At 70.3% G+C, this 18496-nt stretch carries 13 protein-coding genes and 1 pseudogene; 7 read left to right on the top strand and 7 right to left on the bottom strand.

Going from position 1 to position 18496, the window contains the following annotated elements:
* Positions 1-23: 23 nt before the first annotated feature.
* Complete coding sequence (locus ACOBQB_RS01170; RefSeq protein WP_423588041.1) at positions 24-521, bottom strand: EF-hand domain-containing protein; 498 nt, start codon at positions 519-521, stop codon at positions 24-26.
* Positions 522-807: 286 nt separating this feature from the next.
* Between ACOBQB_RS01170 and ACOBQB_RS01165 the strand changes: the two genes are divergently transcribed.
* Entirely contained in the window at positions 808-1323 is a 516-nt protein-coding gene (locus ACOBQB_RS01165; protein ID WP_423588040.1) for a lytic polysaccharide monooxygenase auxiliary activity family 9 protein, read from the top strand.
* Positions 1324-1327: 4 nt separating this feature from the next.
* Here ACOBQB_RS01165 and ACOBQB_RS01160 read toward each other — a convergent pair whose 3' ends face one another.
* The gene (locus ACOBQB_RS01160) at positions 1328-2347 is read right to left on the bottom strand and encodes a PAS domain-containing protein (RefSeq protein WP_423588038.1); all 1020 of its coding nucleotides are present in this window, start codon (positions 2345-2347) and stop codon (positions 1328-1330) included.
* 374 nt (positions 2348-2721) lie between these two features.
* Here ACOBQB_RS01160 and ACOBQB_RS01155 point away from each other — a divergent pair, with 374 nt between their 5' ends.
* The 3 genes from ACOBQB_RS01155 to ACOBQB_RS01145 are packed head-to-tail and all read left to right on the top strand — an operon-like array spanning position 2722 to position 7315.
* Positions 2722-3978 carry an ATP-grasp domain-containing protein gene (locus tag ACOBQB_RS01155; RefSeq protein ID WP_423588036.1) on the top strand — a complete coding sequence of 419 codons (1257 nt, stop codon included), beginning with the start codon at positions 2722-2724 and terminating at the stop codon, positions 3976-3978.
* Positions 3975-5990 carry a PEP/pyruvate-binding domain-containing protein gene (locus ACOBQB_RS01150; RefSeq protein ID WP_423588034.1) on the top strand — a complete coding sequence of 672 codons (2016 nt, stop codon included), beginning with the start codon at positions 3975-3977 and terminating at the stop codon, positions 5988-5990. The genes ACOBQB_RS01155 and ACOBQB_RS01150 overlap by 4 nt, the downstream gene beginning before the upstream one ends.
* A complete protein-coding gene (locus tag ACOBQB_RS01145; protein ID WP_423588032.1) occupies positions 5987-7315 on the top strand; it encodes an MFS transporter in 1329 nt (442 codons plus the stop codon). Before ACOBQB_RS01150 ends, ACOBQB_RS01145 begins: the two co-directional genes overlap by 4 nt.
* 335 nt (positions 7316-7650) lie before the next feature.
* Here the strand turns inward: ACOBQB_RS01145 and ACOBQB_RS01140 are convergent, their stop codons facing one another.
* Complete coding sequence (locus ACOBQB_RS01140; RefSeq protein WP_423590319.1) at positions 7651-9006, bottom strand: amidohydrolase family protein; 1356 nt, start codon at positions 9004-9006, stop codon at positions 7651-7653.
* Between the two features lie 941 nt (positions 9007-9947).
* On the opposite strand from ACOBQB_RS01140, the gene ACOBQB_RS01135 reads away from it, so the two are divergent.
* The 3 genes from ACOBQB_RS01135 to ACOBQB_RS01125 all read left to right on the top strand — a co-directional run bounded on the left by ACOBQB_RS01135 (position 9948) and on the right by ACOBQB_RS01125 (position 13035).
* The gene (locus ACOBQB_RS01135) at positions 9948-10814 is read left to right on the top strand and encodes a GntR family transcriptional regulator (RefSeq protein WP_423588031.1); all 867 of its coding nucleotides are present in this window, start codon (positions 9948-9950) and stop codon (positions 10812-10814) included.
* Between the two features lie 188 nt (positions 10815-11002).
* Positions 11003-12463, top strand: coding sequence for an MFS transporter (locus tag ACOBQB_RS01130; protein WP_423588030.1), 1461 nt, complete (start codon positions 11003-11005; stop codon positions 12461-12463).
* Between the two features lie 326 nt (positions 12464-12789).
* Entirely contained in the window at positions 12790-13035 is a 246-nt protein-coding gene (locus tag ACOBQB_RS01125) for a hypothetical protein (RefSeq protein WP_423588028.1), read from the top strand.
* Between the two features lie 195 nt (positions 13036-13230).
* Here ACOBQB_RS01125 and ACOBQB_RS01120 read toward each other — a convergent pair whose 3' ends face one another.
* The 4 genes and pseudogenes from ACOBQB_RS01120 to ACOBQB_RS01105 all read right to left on the bottom strand — a co-directional run bounded on the left by ACOBQB_RS01120 (position 13231) and on the right by ACOBQB_RS01105 (position 18350).
* Positions 13231-14580, bottom strand: a complete 1350-nt coding sequence (locus tag ACOBQB_RS01120) for a cytochrome P450 (RefSeq protein WP_423590317.1) — start codon at positions 14578-14580, stop codon at positions 13231-13233.
* A 26-nt stretch (positions 14581-14606) separates the two neighbouring features.
* A complete protein-coding gene (locus ACOBQB_RS01115) occupies positions 14607-15662 on the bottom strand; it encodes a terpene synthase family protein (protein ID WP_423588027.1) in 1056 nt (351 codons plus the stop codon).
* Positions 15663-16005: 343 nt separating this feature from the next.
* Positions 16006-16116 (bottom strand): annotated as a pseudogene (locus ACOBQB_RS01110) (IS5/IS1182 family transposase); the annotation flags it as partial.
* A gap of 302 nt (positions 16117-16418) precedes the next feature.
* Complete coding sequence (locus tag ACOBQB_RS01105) at positions 16419-18350, bottom strand: protein-arginine deiminase domain-containing protein (protein ID WP_423590315.1); 1932 nt, start codon at positions 18348-18350, stop codon at positions 16419-16421.
* Between the last annotated feature and the right edge of the window lie 146 nt (positions 18351-18496).

Here is an 18496-nt window from a genome sequence, read left to right as displayed (position 1 = left end):
GGGGCGTGCATGCGGCAATGCGCTCAGCGGACGGTGACCAGAGCCTCGTACATGGGGGAGGTGCCGTCGCTGACGAAGGCGCGGATCGCGCTCAGATACGCGTCGCGGTCGATGCGGCCGTCGCCGTCGGTGTCCAGGGCGTCGAACGCCTCCGCGGCGTTGTCGGCCCGGTTGCCCAGGACCTCACGCAGCCGTGCGAACTCCACCCGGTCGAGCATGCCGTCGGCATCGGTGTCGGCGAGGTCGAAGAGGGAACCCAGCGCATCGCGGCAGACCTCGTCGAAGGTCTGGGCGCCGGCCCAGGCCGCGTACTCCCCGAAGGCCACCTTTCCGTCCCCGTCCGCGTCCATCGAGGAGAAGACGCGTTCGTGCGAGGAACGGGCCACCGCCACGAGGGGGTCGCTCGCGTCACGGCCCAGCCTTTCCGCCGCCCGCTCGGGACGGGCGAGGTACTCCTCGCGGGAGATCACGCCGTCGCCGTCCACATCAAGCATGCGGAAGACGTCTTTCCGAGCGGCCATGACGTCCATCGGATTCCTTTCGGTGGGTTCACCCCGTGGCAGATGCCGCGAGACATACCCGGACGAAAGTGCGAGGTAACCACTCGATGGACTGGGCGCGCGAAGCCGCTGTTGACGGGCGGCCGGTGGGTGTACTCGCTCACCCCATGGCCGGAATACGGCCTTGACCGCGACGGGCCGAAGTCTATGGTCTGGATTACTGAATTCTGTGGTCTGGACTAATCGCCCCAGGAGAACACTTCACGCCGCACACCCCCACGAAGCACCGCCCGTGAAGGAGCCACGCATGGACAAGAAGCGGAAAATAGCCGCGGCGATCGGTGCCGGCATGGCGCCCGTGCTCGCTCTCACCTTGCCGACCGGTTCGGCCAGGCGCCACGGATACGTCAACGCCCCCGCGAGCCGGCAGGCGCAGTGCGCCGCGCGCACGGTGCCCTGCGGCGACATCAAGTACGAGCCGCAGAGCGTCGAGGGCCCCAAGGGCCTGCGCAGTTGCAGCGGCGGCAACACCCGGTTCGCGGAACTGGACAACGACGCCAAGGGCTGGAAGGTCAGCGACGTCAGCAGGACACAGACCTTCACCTGGACGTTCACCGCCCGGCACCGCACCGCGAACTACGAATACTTCGTCGACGGAACCAAGGTCGCCACCATCGACGGCGGCAATCAGCAGCCACCGGCGACCGTCTCGCACCAGGTCAGCCTCGGCAACTTCACCGGCCGGCACAAGGTCCTCGCCGTGTGGAACATCGGCGACACGGCCAATGCCTTCTACGCGTGCATCGACGTCAACATCCGCTGACCCCTCAGACGGTGCTGAGCGGATGGGCCGCCGTGGCGGAACGCGGTGGCCAGGCACACGGGGCCAGGATGCCGAGGACGTAGGCGCGGGCGACCAGAGCCGGGCGGGTCGCCGCGCCCAAGAGCTGCCGCAGGCGGCTGAGGTGGTAGTCGACCGTCTGGCGGGACAGTTTCAGCGAGGCGGCGATGTCGCTGTTGCTGCTGCCCTTCGCCAGAAGGGAGAGGATGCGGAGCTGCGCGGCGGTGAGCGGCGGACGGGCCTCATGCGCGAGGCTCTGCTGGGTGACGACGGCCCAGACGTGCCGGGCCCGGGTGGCGCAGTGGCCGACCGTCGTCAGGTGGAACTGCGCGCGACGTTGCAGTCCCTGGGCGTCCACGAGCACGGCGGAGGTCTCCACTCGTCTGGTGCGACGGGCTATCAGACCGTTCCAGCGCCGGTGCAGCCGGTCGAGGCCGGGCTCCGGAGCGAGCAGCGTGTGCGCGCGGCGGCCCACCAAGTCGTGCGGGCTGAGCCGGAACAGCTCGGCGGCCGCCGCGTTCGCCTCGACCACGCGCCCGTTCGCCGAGAGCAGCGCGCACGGCAGGCCACTGTGGTCGCGCAGGGCCTGGAGGTTCTCCTCGGCCTCCTGCCGCTGGACGGTGGCGCGCACGTGGTCCGTGACATCGACGTAGATCCCGGCGACGCAGGTCCGCGCGTTCTCCCGCACGGGGAAACGGTGGCCCACCGCCCGGCCCGCGCTGCCGTCCCGGCGTCGGTAGCCGAGGGTGTGGCGCACCGGCGTACCCCGCCTGAGGATCTCCTGGTCGAGGGCGCGGAACCGGCAGGCGTCGGCGGGCGCGTCGAGATCCTCGATGCACTTGCCGGCGATCTGCTCCGGGACCAGGCCGTAAAGGTGCGCGTAGGCGTGATTGGTCCACAGATAGCGTCCGTCGCTGTCCCGTATGAAGGCGGCGGCCGGAGCGAGGTCCACGAGGTCCGCGAACGCCGCGCGCTCCAGCAGTGGTTCAAGAGTGGAATCGTCCACAGCGGTCTCCGTCCGTATACGACCGGCTGACGCTCAGTCACATCGCTTCGGTTATCCCGCCCTCACGCCGTACACGCCCGGTTCTCAGCCGAACTGCCGCGGCACCGGAAGCGGAAGCGGAATCAGAAGCGGAAGCGGCTCGCGACTCAGGCAAATGCCTGAGTCGCGAGCCGCTTCGCAGGCCTCATGGGTGCCCATGGCCTGGTCCCCTGGAGTGTGCGGGTCCGTCGAAACGGGGCGATTGGAGACGAATCTCAGTGAGCAAGGTGCTGTTAGTGCATGCCAAGGGTGGTCCACCGCTCGGTCACGTCCTGTCCCGGACGGCCGCGAAAGCGGAAACGCACCTGCTGGCCCTCAGCGCTCTTCCTCCCGCCGTGGCAGGCTCCGCCCACAGACTGTGCGCCTCGGTGGTGACGCCCACCGACGCGCACCGCCGCGACCTGGTGTCGCTCATCGTCGCCCGGGCCGAGGCCGTGGGCGCGGACGCGGTGCTCACCTTCTCCGAGTACGCGGTCGTGGCCGTCGCCGAGGCGTGCGAGGCACTCGGCCTCGCCGGGGCGGGCCATGCCGCCGCACTCGCCCGCGACAAGCGGCTGATGCGCCACACCTGGCGGCAACAGCGCCTGCCCCAGCCCGAGTTCCGCCCCGTCGCCACGGAGGCGGACCTGCTCGCGGCGGCGCACACCCTGCCCGGTCCGCTGCTCCTCAAGGCCGCCTGGAGCGCCGGGTCCACCGCCCACCAGATCATCCGCTCCCCGCACGAGGCGCCGGCCGCCTGGGCCTGCTCCCGTGACGTCATGGCCGCATCGGCCCGACTGGGCTACGCGGAGCTGCATGTGGCCGAGGCCGACGCGCACTACGTGGTCGAGCGGATCGTCACCGGCACCGCCTCCGACTGGTTCGACGAACCCGGCTGGGGCGACTACGTCAGCGTCGAGGGCGTCGTCGCCGACGGCGTCTTCCACCCGGTCTGCCTCAGCGGCCGCATGCCCACGGTCGAGCCGTTCACCGAACGCGCGAGCATCACTCCCGCCCCGCTGGCCTGGGACGCCCAGGACCGGGTCGTGGACCTCGCCCGGCGTGCCGTCGACGCCCTCGGCCTGCGTGACTGCGGGACTCACACCGAGATCAAACTCGGCGCCGACGGCGGCATGTGGCTGATCGAGACGGCCGCCCGGTTCGGTGGCGCGATGACCGTGCCGCAGATCGAGGAGGTCTTCGGACTCGACCTCGTCGGCATGCTCGTCGACCACCTCCTCGGACGCCCGGTCCACTGGCCCGAACGGGCCCTCACCCCGGCACAGGCCCGCGGCGCGGCGGGCTCCCTCGTCGTCCTCGCGGTCGACGGCCGCGGCCACGCCTGGCCGGGCCGCAGGGTCTGGGACTTCCCCGCCGTCTCGGCGGACGTCCCCCTCAGCCGAGGCAGCGACCTCTCGGTCGTCGCGGAGAGTTCGCTCGCCGACGGCAGCGTCGTGCCGGTGTACGACCCGGCCGCCGGCGCCAACACCATGGCCGCCCTGTGCCTGCTCTCCGCCACCGACGCGCACACCGTGCTCCGCGACTTCTGGCACTTGGTGGACGCCTTGCCGCGCGTACTGCCCGCCGCCCAGCCCGAGGAGGTCTCGGCATGACCGCCCCGCTGCTCACCGACGCCGCCGCCGAACGGGCCACAGACCGCACGGTCGTCGGCGGGAACCTCTCCCTGCCGCTGTTCCGCACTCTCTCCGGGGTCCTCGCCGGACACCCGTACCTCAAGGTCGTCGTCGACCGCGCCGAGAACACCTGGCACCTTCTCGACACCGCCGCACACCCCTTCCACGTCGACTACATCGCCACCCGCGTCCTCGGCATGGACATCGCCCGCCTTGACGCGGAGCTGGACGCGTTCAACGCCTCCGTCTACATGGACCCCGGCCGCCGCTTCCTGCTCGGTGTGCTGTCCCTGCACACCGACGAGGAGAGCGATGGCCGCGAACGCACCTTCCTCGTCCTGGAGACGACCGAGGCCGACACCATGCACGGCGAACTGCTGCGATTCTTCTACGAGTTCATACGTGTCCGGGTCGACGACAGGCTGCCGCTGCTCCTCAAACCCGCCAACCACGGGCAGGAGGAGGAGCTGGCGGCGATCAGCGAACTGCGCGTGCCCCGCATCCTCAGCCACGAGCTCTTCGGCTCCCGGGCCCGGACACCGCTCAACCCCGGCGAGGCCACCGGGCGCCTGCGGTTCTTCCGTACGCACGAGCAGTACGCGGCCGCGGAGCCCGGCCTCGGCTGGGCGGACATCGTGGCCATGCCGTGCCTGCCGGACGACATACCCAGGGTGGCCGGGTTCCTCAACACCGCGCCGATCACGCCGCTCTCCCACACCAACGTCCTCGCCTCCGGCTGGGGCATCCCCAACGCGATCGTGCGCGACCTGGAACAGCTCGTCGAGAAGGACGGCCTGGACGGCGCGTGGGTCCGCTACCGTGTCCGCGAGGACCAGATATCCCTGGAGCGCCTCGACCACGAACCCGCCCTGCGCGCCCCAACCTGGCACCAGCAGCGCATCCGCCTCGAACCGCCGCTGCTCCAGGACGTACCCGTGCTGTCCCTGCACCGCCTGCGCCATGCCGACCGCGACCGCTACGGCACCAAGGCGGCCAACCTCGGCGAACTGCACCACGTCCTCGACAGCCGGACGGCCGACCTGACCGCCTTCTACGGGCGGCCCCGCCCGCCCCGCGAGAACCTCTACCCGCACCTCGCGGCCCGCCTCGGCCTCAGCGGCACCCCTTCCGCCGACGAACTGCGCGCCCGCGCAGCCGAGTTCGTGGCCTGCGCGGTGAGTGCCCCGGAAGGCGTCGCGCTGCCCTTCGCGCTCCAGCAGCGCTTCCTGGCCTCGTCCCCCGCCCTGCAACAGGGCATCGGCAAGCTCAAGATGGCCCTGGAACTCGACGCCACCGACGTCCTGGACGCGCTCTGCCTGCAACTCCAGCACCTGATCCGGCACACCCCCGTCCCCGAACCGGTCACCCGCCGGATCACCCAGGCCTTTCCCGCCCCGGCCACGTCGCGCGGCCGCCTGGTGGTGCGCTCCTCGTCCAACGCCGAGGATCTGCCCGGGTTCTCCGCGGCGGGCGTCTACGACTCCGTCACCGCCGTCCACGGCACCGGCGAACTCCTGGACGCCATACGCCAGGTGTGGGCCTCACTGCTCTCGCCCCGCAGCGTGCGCCTGCGCCACCAGGTCGGCATCTCCCTGGACGACACCTACATGGGCGTCATCATCCAGGAATACGTGCCCGCCCGCCTCGGCGGCGTCCTCGTGACCTGCGACCCGACCCGCCGCGAGGACTTCCGCAACGTCTACCTCAACTGTTCCCCCGGCTCCCCCGAACAGGTCGTCGACGGCTCGGTCCTGCCGCAGCAATACCTGTACAACACCGTGGAGGGCGGCGGCCGCACCGTCGCCCTGGGCTCTTGGGGCGACAGCCTCTCCGCCGCCACCCGCGCCCGCCTCGCCGACCTGTCCCTGACCGGGCGGCTCTTGCAATCCCACTTCAGCGCGCCCGACGTGGACAGGCCGCTGGACATCGAGTGGCTGATGACCGACCGGGGCGACTTCCGGCTGGTCCAGATCCGCCCGTACGCGCTGTGAGGCCGCGTTCCTCCGGCCGGCAGGGGACGGGCAACGGCCTGACGGCGACCGCCCGCCGCGTCATCCGCCTCAACTACGGCTTTCAGTTGCTGTTCAACCTGCTGTGGTGGATGCCGGTGTTCTACGCCTACCAGAAGGCGGCCGGCCTCTCGGACGGCCAGATCTTCGGCATCCAGAGCATCTACTACGTCGCGTTCTGCCTCTTCGAGATCCCGACCGGCCTGATCGCCGACCGCATCGGCACCCGCAACTGCCTGCGGGCCGGGGCGGTGGTCATGACGGCGGCGAACCTCGCCCCGGTGTTCAGCGCCTCGTACACCGGCTTCCTCGTCCACTTCCTGGCCATCGCCGCGGGCCGTTCCCTCACCTCGGGAGCGGCCAGCGCCTACCTGTACGACGGCCTGCGCGCCGAGAAGTGCGACGAGCACTACCTGAAGGCGGAGGGCACCGCGCGGGCGCTCGGACTGGTCGCGAAGGTGGTGTGCTGGCCACTGGTCGGCCCCCTGATGGCCGTGGCACATCCGACGCCGTACGTGCTCAGCGCAGCCGGTGCCGCGGGCTCCCTCATCTGCGCTGTCGCGCTGCCCCGCCTCGCGGGCGCGGGTGCGGGTGCGGGCGCGAGCGCGAGTGGCGGCACGGGGCGGACGAGCGGCGGACGCGGGGGCGGCGCGTTCCTGCGGGACGCGGGCGCCGCGCTGCGCTGCGTCGCCTCCTCGCGGTGGCTGGCCCTGGTGATGGTGCAGGGCGTGGCGGTCTTCACGCTCTCCCGGATCTGCCAGGTCAACCTCTTCCAGCCGATCCTGCTGGACCACGGCATCGCGGAGGCCTCGCACGGCGGTGTGATGGCGGCGATGACGGTGGCGGAGGCGGTGGCCTCGGCCCGCCCGCAGTGGCTGAGCCGCCGCCTGCCACCGGTCGCCTGGGTCTCCGTCCTCAGCCTCGCGCTGGCGGGCACCCTCGCGGCCATGACATTCGGCGGGCCGTGGGCCGTCGTCGCGCTGCTCTGCCTGTTCGCCGCCGCGACCGGCTTCGCGTACCCCGTCCAGCGCAAGCTGGTGAACGACGCGGTGCCCGCGCACGCCCCGCGCGCCACGATGCTCTCGGTCGAGAGCATCGTGGACCGCGGCGTGTGCGCACTGGCCGCGATCGCCGCGGGCGCCTATCTCGCCGCCGGCCGCCTTGACGCACTGCTGTGGCACAGCGCGCTCGCCACGGCGGTGCTGCTCGGCGTCTTCCAACTGCTGCTGCGCAGCGGGGTGGTGACGCGGAGGACCACCGCCCGAGAAGCCCATGTGCCGCCGGTCCGGGCGGCGGGCCGTCACTAGTTGCAGGCCTCACGCTCGTTGCAGGCCTTCACGCTATTGATTGGGGTCCAGTAGTACTCACCGCTGGTGCGGGGCTGGGCGGGGGCGGTGGTATTGGAGGCTTCCAGTACCTGCTGGTGCCCTGGGCGAAGTCCCGTACGGAGAGGCAGATCCGGCCCAGCTCCCAACTACGTCAGACATGGAATTCCCCTTGGTGTTCGGGCCCCTACGAGTTCTCTCGATCGGTGGTTCATCTCCCACAGCCGCAGTCAGGGGTGGCTGGAGGCAGCGCGCGCGTGGTTTTGGCTCCAGGCAAAACGTGGATCGGGCGGCTCCGGGGCGGGTCAGGATGGTGATCAGGACCGGGACCGGGAGGGGGATTGTGCTTGTGCTCGGGATCGCCGCGGGTGGCGGGCGGTGCCGTCCGGGTCCGGGTCCACCCGCTGGATGCGGGCGCGCCGCACGACCTCCGGACCCACCTCGGCGGCCTTGCGGACCAGCGCGGGCCCGTCCCAGTCGGTGGGCCAGCCGTGCCACAGCCGCAGTTTGCCGTCCACGAAGACCGCGGTGATCTGGTCGCGGCCGACCAGCCGGACCAGTTCCCACGACAGGTCGTAGGACGGGGTGAGTTCGGGAGCCCGCAGGTCGACGAGCAGGAAGTCGGCGGCCTTGCCGGCGACGACCTCGCCCGTCACCTCGCCGAGCCCGAGGGCGTCGGCACTCAGGGCGGTGGCGTGGGTGAGCCATGTGCTGCCGGCGCCGCACGAGGAATCGCCGGACAGCAGACCGTAGGTCAAACGTTGGGCGCTCTCCGCGGCATCGACGAGGCGGAAGCCGTCGCCGCGGGTGCCGTCCGTGCCGGTGCCGAAACGTATGCCCATGGCCCGCCACATCAGGGCGTGCGCGACGGCGTTGCCCTTCCAGGCGCTGGCCACCGGGTTGTAGCTCACCGCGGCGCCGGTGTCGGCGAGCATGCGCATCTCGTCGGGAGTGAGCAGAGTGGCGTGGGCACCGAGGGTGTGCGCGTTGAGGGCACCGATGTGGTGCAGGTAGGACACCGGGCGGCGGCCCACGCTCTTGAGGGAGCGTTCCACGGCGGCCAGGTGCTCGTTGACGTGGATCTGGAAGACCGCGCCGGCGTCCGCACACAGGTCGGCGGTCTTCTTCAACACCTCGGCGGTGGCGTTCTCGGGGACGGGTATCGCCAGCGAGGGGTGGATCAGCCGGGAGCCGTGGAAGCGCTCCAGGTGTTCCTTGCCGCCCTTGCCGTCGGAGACGACCTTTGACAGCACGCAGCGCAGCCCGGCCTCCTCGGCGGCCTCGGCGATGACGCCCACGTCGACGGGCGCGCGGGTGCCTGCGTCGGCGGCGGTGGTGAACCCGCCGCGCAGTGCCTCCAGGGCCGCGAGCTTCGCCGAGAGGTGGGCGGTCTCCTCGTCCAGGGCGTGTTCCAGCGGCTCCCAGACGGTCTTGAAGATCTCCGAAGGCTGCCCGAACGCCTGGGCCTTGCCGAAGCTCTGCGTCAGGTGGTGGTGGGCGTCCACGAAGCCGGGCATGAGCAGGTGGCCCTTCAGCCGTACCGTGCGGGCGTCCCGGTGCGTGTCGGTGAGCTTGCGGACCGGCCCGACGGCCCGGAAAGCGCCGTCCTGGACGAGCACCGCGCGGTCCTTGACCGGGCCCTCGGGCAGCAGGACGACGTCCGGTACGAGCAGTAGTCGCTCGGCGCGGAAGTCTTGCCGGCCGAAGGTGCTGTGACCGGCATGGCTGCCGTTTCCGCCATGGCTGTCGTTGTCGCCATGGCTGTTGTGCCCGACGTGACTGCCGTGACTGTCGCTTCCGGTGGCGGCCGCCGGTGCCGCTCCGGCGGCGCCGAACAGGCCGCCGGCTCCGACCAGTCCGGCCCCGACGACGAAGCCACGACGTCCCACGCCGCGCGTTCCGCGGTCCTCGCGGCCGGCCTTCCGACTGCCCTCCCGTGTCCCGGCCCTGGGGTCCCCGGCCCGTGTTCCGGCTCTGGGCTTCCCGGCCCGTGTTCCGGCTCTGGGCTTCCCGGCCCGTTTCCTCGTCCCGTCCGCCGACGCCATACCCGTCGCCCTTGCCCGACGACGACCCGTCCTGCCACGCCTGCTGCACCACCGCACGCTCCTTCGCGTTCGCACAGGGAAGGCCCGGCCACGCGGGGCGGCCGAGCCGGAGCGCCGACCCTAAGCGAGCCCGCCAGGCGGAACAAGAGTTTCGACAGATGGAAATGGAGGGTGAGGTTCGGGCCGAACGGCCGATCGACTTCCCTCGTCGGCGCCGAAGCGGCGGCCGGGTGGCGCAATAGGCCCGCGCCCCCTGCCGCGCCGCACGTCACGAGCATCGCCGCAGGTCAGGCTGGGTGGCGTAACTTCTCGGAAACATGGGCGCCCTAGGTTGACCGATGCCGCACGAGCAGGGCTTCCGGCTGAGGGACGTCCGGTCGGGGGCAGGGTGGTCGGAGCGGTTGGCACGGTTGGCGGCGTTGGCGCGCGGTCGGCGCGGTCGGCGGGTGCCGAGGGGGCCCGGCCCCGGCGTGCGCTCTCGTCCGTCCTGGTCAGTCCTGGTCTGTTCAGTCCTGGTCTGTCCTCGTCCGTTCCCGTTCGCCCTTGGCCCCGATGCGTAGGGAGGTCCCATGAACACCTCGCCCACCGACCCCGCGCCCCCGGGCGCCAATCGAGGTGGACCGTCCGCGCACGGCTCAACAACGGAAAGCCGACGACGGACCCGGGCGGACCGGGCCCGGCAGGTCGCCGAAGTGCTGCGCCGTCAGATCGCCTCGGGGGCGTTCGCCTCGGGCCTGCTGCCGGACGAGCGGATGCTGATCGCCGACTTCGCCGTTTCGCGCAACACCGTCCGCGAGGCGCTGGGCGTGCTGCGCGACGAAGGCGTGATCGAGCGGCGCCAAGGTGTGGGCACGGTGATCGTGCGGCGGCCGTACGAGCACACCTTGCAGCGGCTGACCGGCCTGGCCGAAACACTGCGCGCGCACGGTGAGGTGACCAACCAGGTGCGGTTCGCGGGCCTGGTGCGCGCACCCGGCGAGGTGGCGCGCAAGCTGCTCGTCCCCGAGGGCGGCCGCGTGGTCTACATCGAACGGCTGCGGCTGCTGGACGGTGTGCCGCTGTCCCTGGACCTGACCTACCTGGCCGCGGACATCGGGGAGCCGCTGCTGGCCGCCGATCTGGCCGGGCGGGACCTGTTCGGACTCATCGAGCAGGTCACCGGCGGCCGGCTCGGCTCGGCGAGCGTCACCGTGCACGCGGTGGGCGGGGACCCGCACACCTGCGCGCTGCTGGACATCCCGGCCGGCTCCGCGCTGTTCACCGTCGAACGGCTGACCAGGCTGCCCGACGGGCGCCCGGTGGACCTGGAGTACCTGCGCATCCGCGGCGACCGGCTGGCCTTCCGCGCCGACCTCGTCCGCGCCGAACCGGAGCCGTACAGCGGCCCGCCGCCCCCGGAGTGCGACGGCGTGCGACTGACGGGAGGCGAACGGTGAACCCGGGCGAGGGTGCGGCAGGACCCGCTGTAAATCCCCGAAAGCCCGTCACCCACGCGCCTGGATCCGAGACCCCTGGACCCGAGACCCCTGGACCCGAGGCCCTCAGAACGCATGGCCCCAGAACGCAAGGCCCCAGAACGCAAGGCTCCAGAACCCAAGACCCCGGTCCGCCGACCGTCGCCGTGATGTGTCTGTGCGTCACCTTGGTGGTGGGCATGGTCTCCGCGGTGAACCTCGCCATCCCCGCACTGTCACGCAGCGCGCTGCGCCCGTCGGCAGAGTCGGTGATGTGGGTCGTCGACGGCTACGTGGTGTTCTTCGCGTGCCTGCTCATTCCGGGCGGCGCGCTCGCCGACCGGCTCGGCCGCAAGCCGGTGCTGGCCGCGGGCATGGGCCTGTTCACCGCCGGATGCGTGCTGTGCGCCGTGGCGCCGGGCATCGGCGCGGTGATCGCGGGCCGGGTGGTCAGCGGCGTGGGTGCCGCCGCGGTGCTGCCGACGACGCTGGCCCTGATGGTCGGCGGCGCGCCGACACACCGCCGGCCGCGGCTGGTGGCGGTGTGGGCGTCGATGACGGGCGTGGCGGCCGTGCTGGGCAACGTCGGCGGCGGCGCGGCGGTGCAGACCGGTTCGTGGCGGGCGCTGTTCTGGTGCGTGGTGCCGCTGGCGCTGGTGGCACTCGTCCTGGTGGTGGTGTTCTCCCCGGCGCCGCCGCGGCACGACCGGCCGGTGTCGATGGTGTCCGCGGTCCTGTTCACGGCCGGTTTCCTCGCGTTGCTGTCGGGCATCGTCTCCGGCCCGCAGGCCGGCTGGGGCAGCGCGCGGGTGCTGGGCGGGTTCGGCGCGGCGGCGGTGCTGCTGACGACGTGGGCCTGCTGGGAGCTGCGGCGTGAGCATCCGATGCTGGACCCCCGGCTGTTCACCGTGCCGGTGGTGCGGGCGGGGGCGGCCGGCATGGCGCTGGCGTTCGTCGGGATGTTCGGCCTCTTCTACGTCAACGGGCAGTACCTGCAGTACGCCAAGGGCTACTCGCCGCTGGGGGCGGGGGTGCGGCTGCTGCCGATGGCGGGGGCGCTGCTGCTCGCGCCGCGCTGCACGGTGACCCTGGAGCGGCGCACCGGCGCGCGGGTGACGCTCGGGTTCGGACTGGCGGTGCTGGCCACCGGCCTGGGCATCGTCTCGCTGGTCGGCCCGAGCACCCCGTATTCCCTGTACGCGCTCGGGGCGACGCTCACCGCGGCCGGATGCGGCCTGGCCACGCCGCTGCTGTCGCACGGCATGATGTCCTCGCTGCCGGCACATCAGGCCGGGGTGGGGTCGGGGTTGCAGAGTCTGGCGCGGGAGCTGGGCAGCGCGCTGGGTGTGGCGGTCAGTGGCAGTGTGGTGGCCGGGATGTTCACCGCGGGCCTCCCGGCGCCACTGCGCGGCCCCGACGCGCCGACGACCGTCCCAGCCGCCGAACAGTACCTGGCGGCCCAGGGGTTGACCTCGCCCGACCTGCGGCACGCCGTCGTCACGGACTTCACGAACTCTCTCGACACGGCGATGCGGGTGCTGGCCGTACTGGTGGTGGCGGCCGGGGCGCTGGTGGTCGCTTGGTACCCGCGCCGCGAGCCTCGGGCGGCGGCCGGCGGACAGACCGACTGACGGCCGGCCCACGAAAGCCGGAAACTCGCCCATGTACGCAGCTCACTCCATCCGCCACCCCCCAAGGGCTCGCCTCTGGCAGGCAGGCCCTGGCACAGCTCCCACAAGTCCCGGCAACTCCACCAAGCGGACAACGTGCTGGCGGGCGGTGGTATGCCGGGGCTGCCATGGGGCAGGGACGTACGCTGCGGACGGCAGCCTGTGTTGGGCTGGTTGGTGTGAGTGTCGTGGTTGCCGCGACGGGATGTACGAGCCGCTCGCATGATCCATCAGGTGCCGACATGTCGCCCAGTGCGCGGACCTACTTGTCGAAGGCGCTGAGCATCATGGAGAAGAACTCCCTTCTCCGCCACCAGGTCGACTGGCCGGGCCTGCGGAGTAAAGCATTTTCACAGGCATGCGGTGCGCTGAAGCCGACGGACACCTACGGGGCGATCAACTCGGCGTTGCATTCCCTGAGTGACGGGCACAGCACCTTCTGGGAACCGGAGAAGGCCCAGGACAACCTGGGATCCCCCGAGATCTCTCTCGACGGCCTGCAAGGCCGATCTCTGAAAATGGGATCGGCTTGAGCCGGGGCTCTCCGGGATCGAGATGCCGCTGGTTCTCCCGACTGTCAGACGCGGCATGGTGGCCCGCGCGACAAGGCACTTGGCGCCGATCTTCGTTCTGTTGAGCCGACTGGGGCACCGTCCGGAAACATCCCTGTCGGCCCAGTACTGCTTCGGCAAGCCCTAAGCGCAAGGAATGCCTGTCCGGTAAGGCCGTCACCGGCGGGGCTCGGCCACCATGGGCAGTGGCCCCGTGCCCAAGGTCGTCTCCGGCCTGGGACGCACCGTTGCGCCCGATACGGGACGAAGCCTCCAGTGGGCACTGATGGTGGCGATCGCGAGCATCGCCTCGGTGGTCCCAAAGTGGTCGCCGATGCACTTGCGGTTGCCGGCACCGAAGGGGAGCATCGCGCCGCGTGGCACGTCTTTGGCCCGATGTGGCAGCCAACGGTCGGGGGCGAAGGTGTCTGGGAGCGGGAAGAGACGCGGGTTGCGGTGCAGAGCGTAGGGGCTGTACAGGATCGTGGTACCGGGTGCGAGGCGGTGTCCGGCGAGTTCGGCTTCGGTGGTTGTGGTCCGGGTGAACATCCAGCCGGGCGGGTACAGGCGCAGGACCTCTGTGAATACGCGACGGGTGTACTCAAGTCGAGGGAGCTCACGGACACTGGCGGGTCGGCCCGCGAGAACGCTGTCGATTTCGGCATGCAGCCGCGTCTCCACCTCGGGGTGTGTACCGAGCAGATGGAAGGCCCAGGCCATGGCGTGTCCTGTGGGTTCCGTCCCAGCCACCAGCAGCGTCATGACCTGGTCGCGCAGCTCGCGGTCGGTCAGGGCGCTGTCGTCGGATTCGTGGCGCGCGGTCGCGAGAGACGCGAGTAGGTCGCCCTGGTCGGCCCCAGTACGCACGCAGTCGCGCACGATGCGTGCGATGAGTTCCTGAAGCCGGGTCTGTGCGCGGCGAAACTGCCTATTCCCGGGGGTGGGGAGTTTCTCCCAGAGGCCGAGTGGCGCGGTCATGCGCCGGTAGATGCCCCCGAAGAGCACGGCGAGGCATCGCTGGATGTCGGCGACGTCCTGTTCTGTGATGTCGGCGGAGAACAGGGTCCGGGCGGTGGCGCGAGTGGTGAGGGCCTGCATCGCGGCACCGACGTCGAAGACCTGGCCCGGCTGCCACAAGCCGGTCAGGGCCTTGATCTCGTGGAGCATCTCGTCGGCGTAGGCGTCGATGTGGCCTCGGTGGAAGGCGGGTTGCATCAGTCGACGTTGCCGCCTGTGGGCGTCCCATCCAGATGTGCCCAACCCGTTCCCGAGGAGTGGCCGCACCTTGTCGAAGAACGGGCCCCCCTTGTCGAAGACGCGTGGGTTCGCCAGAACGTGCTGGACAAGGTCGGGATGGCAGGCCAGGTACGCGCGGTGGGGGCCCAGCCGCACCTGGACCAGGTCGCCGTATTCGGGGAGAGATGCAAGGAACCGCAGGGGGTGTCGGCGCAGGGGAAGTGCGTGACCGAGCAGCGGCAGTCCCCCGGGGGCAGCGCCCAGTCTCCAGGAACTGCTCTCGGACGGCATGCCGTTCGCTGTTCCCATGCGCGGACTCACGGCCTCACGACCTCACGGTGAAAACGTTCGTCGGTGCTGTAGGCGGGGCGGATACCCCGCTGCTGTTCACCGGGCAGGTATGCGGCAGATTCGACGTACCGAGGCCGGTCTCGGTGGTAGTCGAAGTTTCCCCGCACCTGTGTCGTGTAGGACTCCAGAACCTGAGCCACTTGCGTGTGGAGATTCTCGTCGGTGCTGATCAGGGAAAGCTGAACCGGCACCTGTTCGACTGCGGCCATGAATTGCTTCATGAGCCCGGTGAGCATGGTGTTGACGATTTCTACGGCTTCCTGTCGGGAGCAACGCCGTTCACGCTGGACGATAAGGACGGAATTGAACGGATAGCCGACGGCGTCCTCCCTGTCGACGGAGAAGACGTCGTTGTAGATCCCGATCCACTCCGCTCCGCGGTACCGGACCTCGACCATCGCGGGAAGCATACGGACCTGGTGCGGAAGGTCCACGCCCACGGCGTACTCGCTCAGGTGCATGAACCAGCCAAGGACCGAGGTGTACCGCCGGTGAGGGAGATATTCCTCCATCGCCATGACGTGACCGAGCCGCACAGCGGCCACCTCGCGCACGAAGGTGGCCAGCCACATCATCACTTCCGCGGTGAACTCCTCGCACCATTGCGCCGACCGACCCGCACACACGAGCGCGTGAACCTGCCGACCGGCACGGGCCACCGGACTCCTCACCTCCCCGGCGCCCTCGATCGCACGGGTCAGTTCTGCGACCGCTTCCGTAACGAAGACCGTATCGCGAGCAGATACTCGTTCATCCAGCCCGTCATCGACCGCCCAAACCCACAGGACGTACTTGCACAGCGCCTCGAACCGTTCGGGACCGGCTTTCGTCAGACAAATGGCCGTGGCGAAGTCGGGCTGTGTGCGCTCCATCTGGCGCATGACCGCCGGATCGGCCGTCAATGAGAATTCTCTCGCCCAGTCGTACATCGGCGCGCCGGACCCGCCCCAGGCAGGATTGAGCCCGCGTTCGTGCAGTGGCATGTAGAACTGAGGGAACTCGTAACTGAGCTTCTCCGACATCTCAGCCTCCACCAAGTCCGCAGAACAGTCGGGAAGTTGCTGGGGCACTGAGTACTCTGCCAGCGCATCAGTTCCGCAAAACCTCCCTGCACGGGCGTGGCCTGGTTCAGCCCCTAAAGGGCTCGTCTGGGTACCCACTGTCATGGACCACGAGTCCGGTTCCTGCTGTGAGAAGGCCGTCCGTCTCACCTCGTTCTTCAGACCGGCACCAAGTCCCTTGTCACACGGAGCAACACGGCAACGGCCTGGGATGCTGTGCGACCGGGTTGGATGAGACAGCGACTGGGTCCGCTGAGAACAGACAACAGAACGTGAGCCAGAGCCGCTGGAAGTGAACAGAGCCAGGCAGCTCTTCGCCTTGGTGGTGGCGGTGAGGCATCACGAGCCCGGTGCCCGGATAGTCGCCGTCGGCGATCGTCATGGTCTTGCCGACGGCGTCCTTCGCGCCGGATTCCAGGATCACTGCTCGGCAACGTACTTCTGGCAATGGGCCTCAACTATGCCGACGCCTACGCCGAGCGGCTCCTGCCCGACGGCACGAGCCGACCGGGCGACCGGCCGACCGAGGAACAGACCCGGTGGCGCCAACGTCTCGCTGCCGGCCACACGCGAGATGGCAGAGTCCGTCGAAGGGCAGGGTGCACGGTGCCCGCGTCGAAGGAGTCCGAAGCAGTCCGCAGCGGCGGCGCGCGCTGGGGACCGCGCGGGCGGGACCGGTACCCCTGTCGGCGGCGTACCGGGCCCCGCCGGAAGGTGTTACGCCGTGGGCCACCACGGCGCACGCGCGTCCCGCAGCGTGTTGGTGCCGCAGTGCACCTCACCCATGCCGAGGTGGTACGTGTACCAGTCGTCGATGTAGGTCGTGCGGAACCCCGCCTTGGCGTATACGGAGTTCACCGCCTCGGTGAAGATGTCCTGGCCACCGATGACCGGCCCCCACTGCTTGGGTGCCAGGTAGCGGGTCGGGCTGAGCAGGACACCGTTGACGGCGCCGGGCACGTAGGCGCTGTTCGGCCGGACGGCGGCGGCGCTGCGCCCCACACCGCCCGCGGAATCCCGGCCGCGGTGCGCCTCGTCGGCGCCGCGCAGCTGGCTGAACTTCTCCAGGGTCTCGGGGCCCATGCGGCGCAGCTTGCGGCTGCCGCTGAGGCCTTCACGCTCGTCGGAGTCCCGCGTGTACAGGCCGGGCACCCTCACTATCTCCGCGTCGGTGACGCCGGTCTCGCGCTTGAGAGTGGCCAGGTTGGCCTCGATGCGTTCGGCCGCCACCTTGTTGTCGGCGTGGAACGAGGCCTTGGCGAACACCTGGTCGATGGTCTCCTTGGGCGCGGGGACGTCGCTGCCGCGCGGTACGGAGAACATCTTCGTGGCGCCGTGCCCCTCCCGCTTGGCCTTGCGCAGGAGCTCCACCCCGGCGGCCGGGTCCGCGACACCGATGCGCCAGCCGCGTTCGGTGTCGGCGGGCAGGAACTGGACGAACTCGTCCACGTGCCCGACCGACAGCCAGGACGTGTCGAGCAGCAGCGGCGCCTGCACTCCCTGCGAGGACAGGAACGTACGCATCGACTTGGCGGGCTTGGAACCGGAGTCGGCCCGGTAGCCCTGGATGATGCGGCCTGCCGGGTAGCTCTTGCCGTTCAGCGTGTACGGCGGAATGGTCTCCAGGTTGCCCATGGAGTTGAGGGTCCACTCCTCGTTCGCCGTCGGCTTGCCGACCTGCACGACGCCCACGTCCGGGCCGCGCAACTTCTCGAACAGCTCACGGCCCGCTTCCCGGTCGGGCTGCGCGGATCGAATCAGGACGCGCATCGTGTGCTGCTTGCCGCCCGGGCCCGGCATGCTCGCGTAGGCCGGCTCGACGAAGTCCTGCGCCCACGGGTCCCCGTACTTGGTGAAGGTCGTCAGTGGCTTGTCGATGCCGGCGTCCTTCACCTGCTTGGCGAGCTCTTTGACGAACCTGCGCTGGTCACGGCCGTAGGTGTCGGCGCCCTTCACCTTGGTGACGAGGACTTCCTCGGCACGCTGTAGGTGATGGTGGGTCAGCACAGGCGCCGTGCGCAGAACGACGTCGTCGGAGCGGGACGTGCCGCCGCCGGTGACCGTGAACCGGACCTTCACCTCTCCGTTCCACTTCTGCGCATCGCGCACCACGTCCGTGGCCTCGACGCCCAGTTCGACTCCGGCGCGCAGTTCCGCGGCGGACAGCCGGTCGGTGGGCCGCAGCAGGGACCAGTGGCCGTCGCGCTTGATGAACAGGCGGGCCTTCTCGGCACCAGCACCGGCACCAGCACCAGCTCCGGCACCGATCGCCTTGACGGTGCCGTGGCTGTCCGCCGGGAACCCGGACAGCGGCACGGTTTTGAGCCGGGCCAGGTCGGCCGCGTCGCGCGCCCCATTGACCTTGGTGTCGGACCCGTCGTTGCACCGGGCCAGCTTCGCGTCCGGCAGAGGCCTGCCATGGGTGTCCTTGACCGGGCAGCGCTTCGCGTCGTCGTCGACGTTCGGCAGTACGATCGCGCCGCGCCGCGCCGTCCAGGTGTTCTCGCCCGCCGAGTCGCTCGTGCCCGCCACGTCGATGCTGCCGTCCCGGTTCACGTCGGCGCGCAGATCGGGCACTTGGGGCGGTGTGTCAGGGGCGCCGGTTTCTGCCATGGCCGTGGCTCCCGTGGCCGCGAGCACCCCGGCCATGCCGGTGGCGACAGCGACACTTCTCCATCTGTGCGTACGCACAGTTCCCCTCCTTGTTCCCGGCCCTCAGGTCAGGTGGTCAGTCAGCGAGGGCCGTTGACCTTAAGGAGGCGCGAGGGACCGCGGAGGTTGTCAGGGCATCGGGA

Origin of the sequence: Streptomyces sp. G5(2025) (assembly GCF_049542075.1) — a bacterium.
Classification (GTDB): Bacteria; Actinomycetota; Actinomycetes; order Streptomycetales; family Streptomycetaceae; genus Streptomyces.
This window is presented reverse-complemented; position numbering and strand designations above follow the sequence as displayed.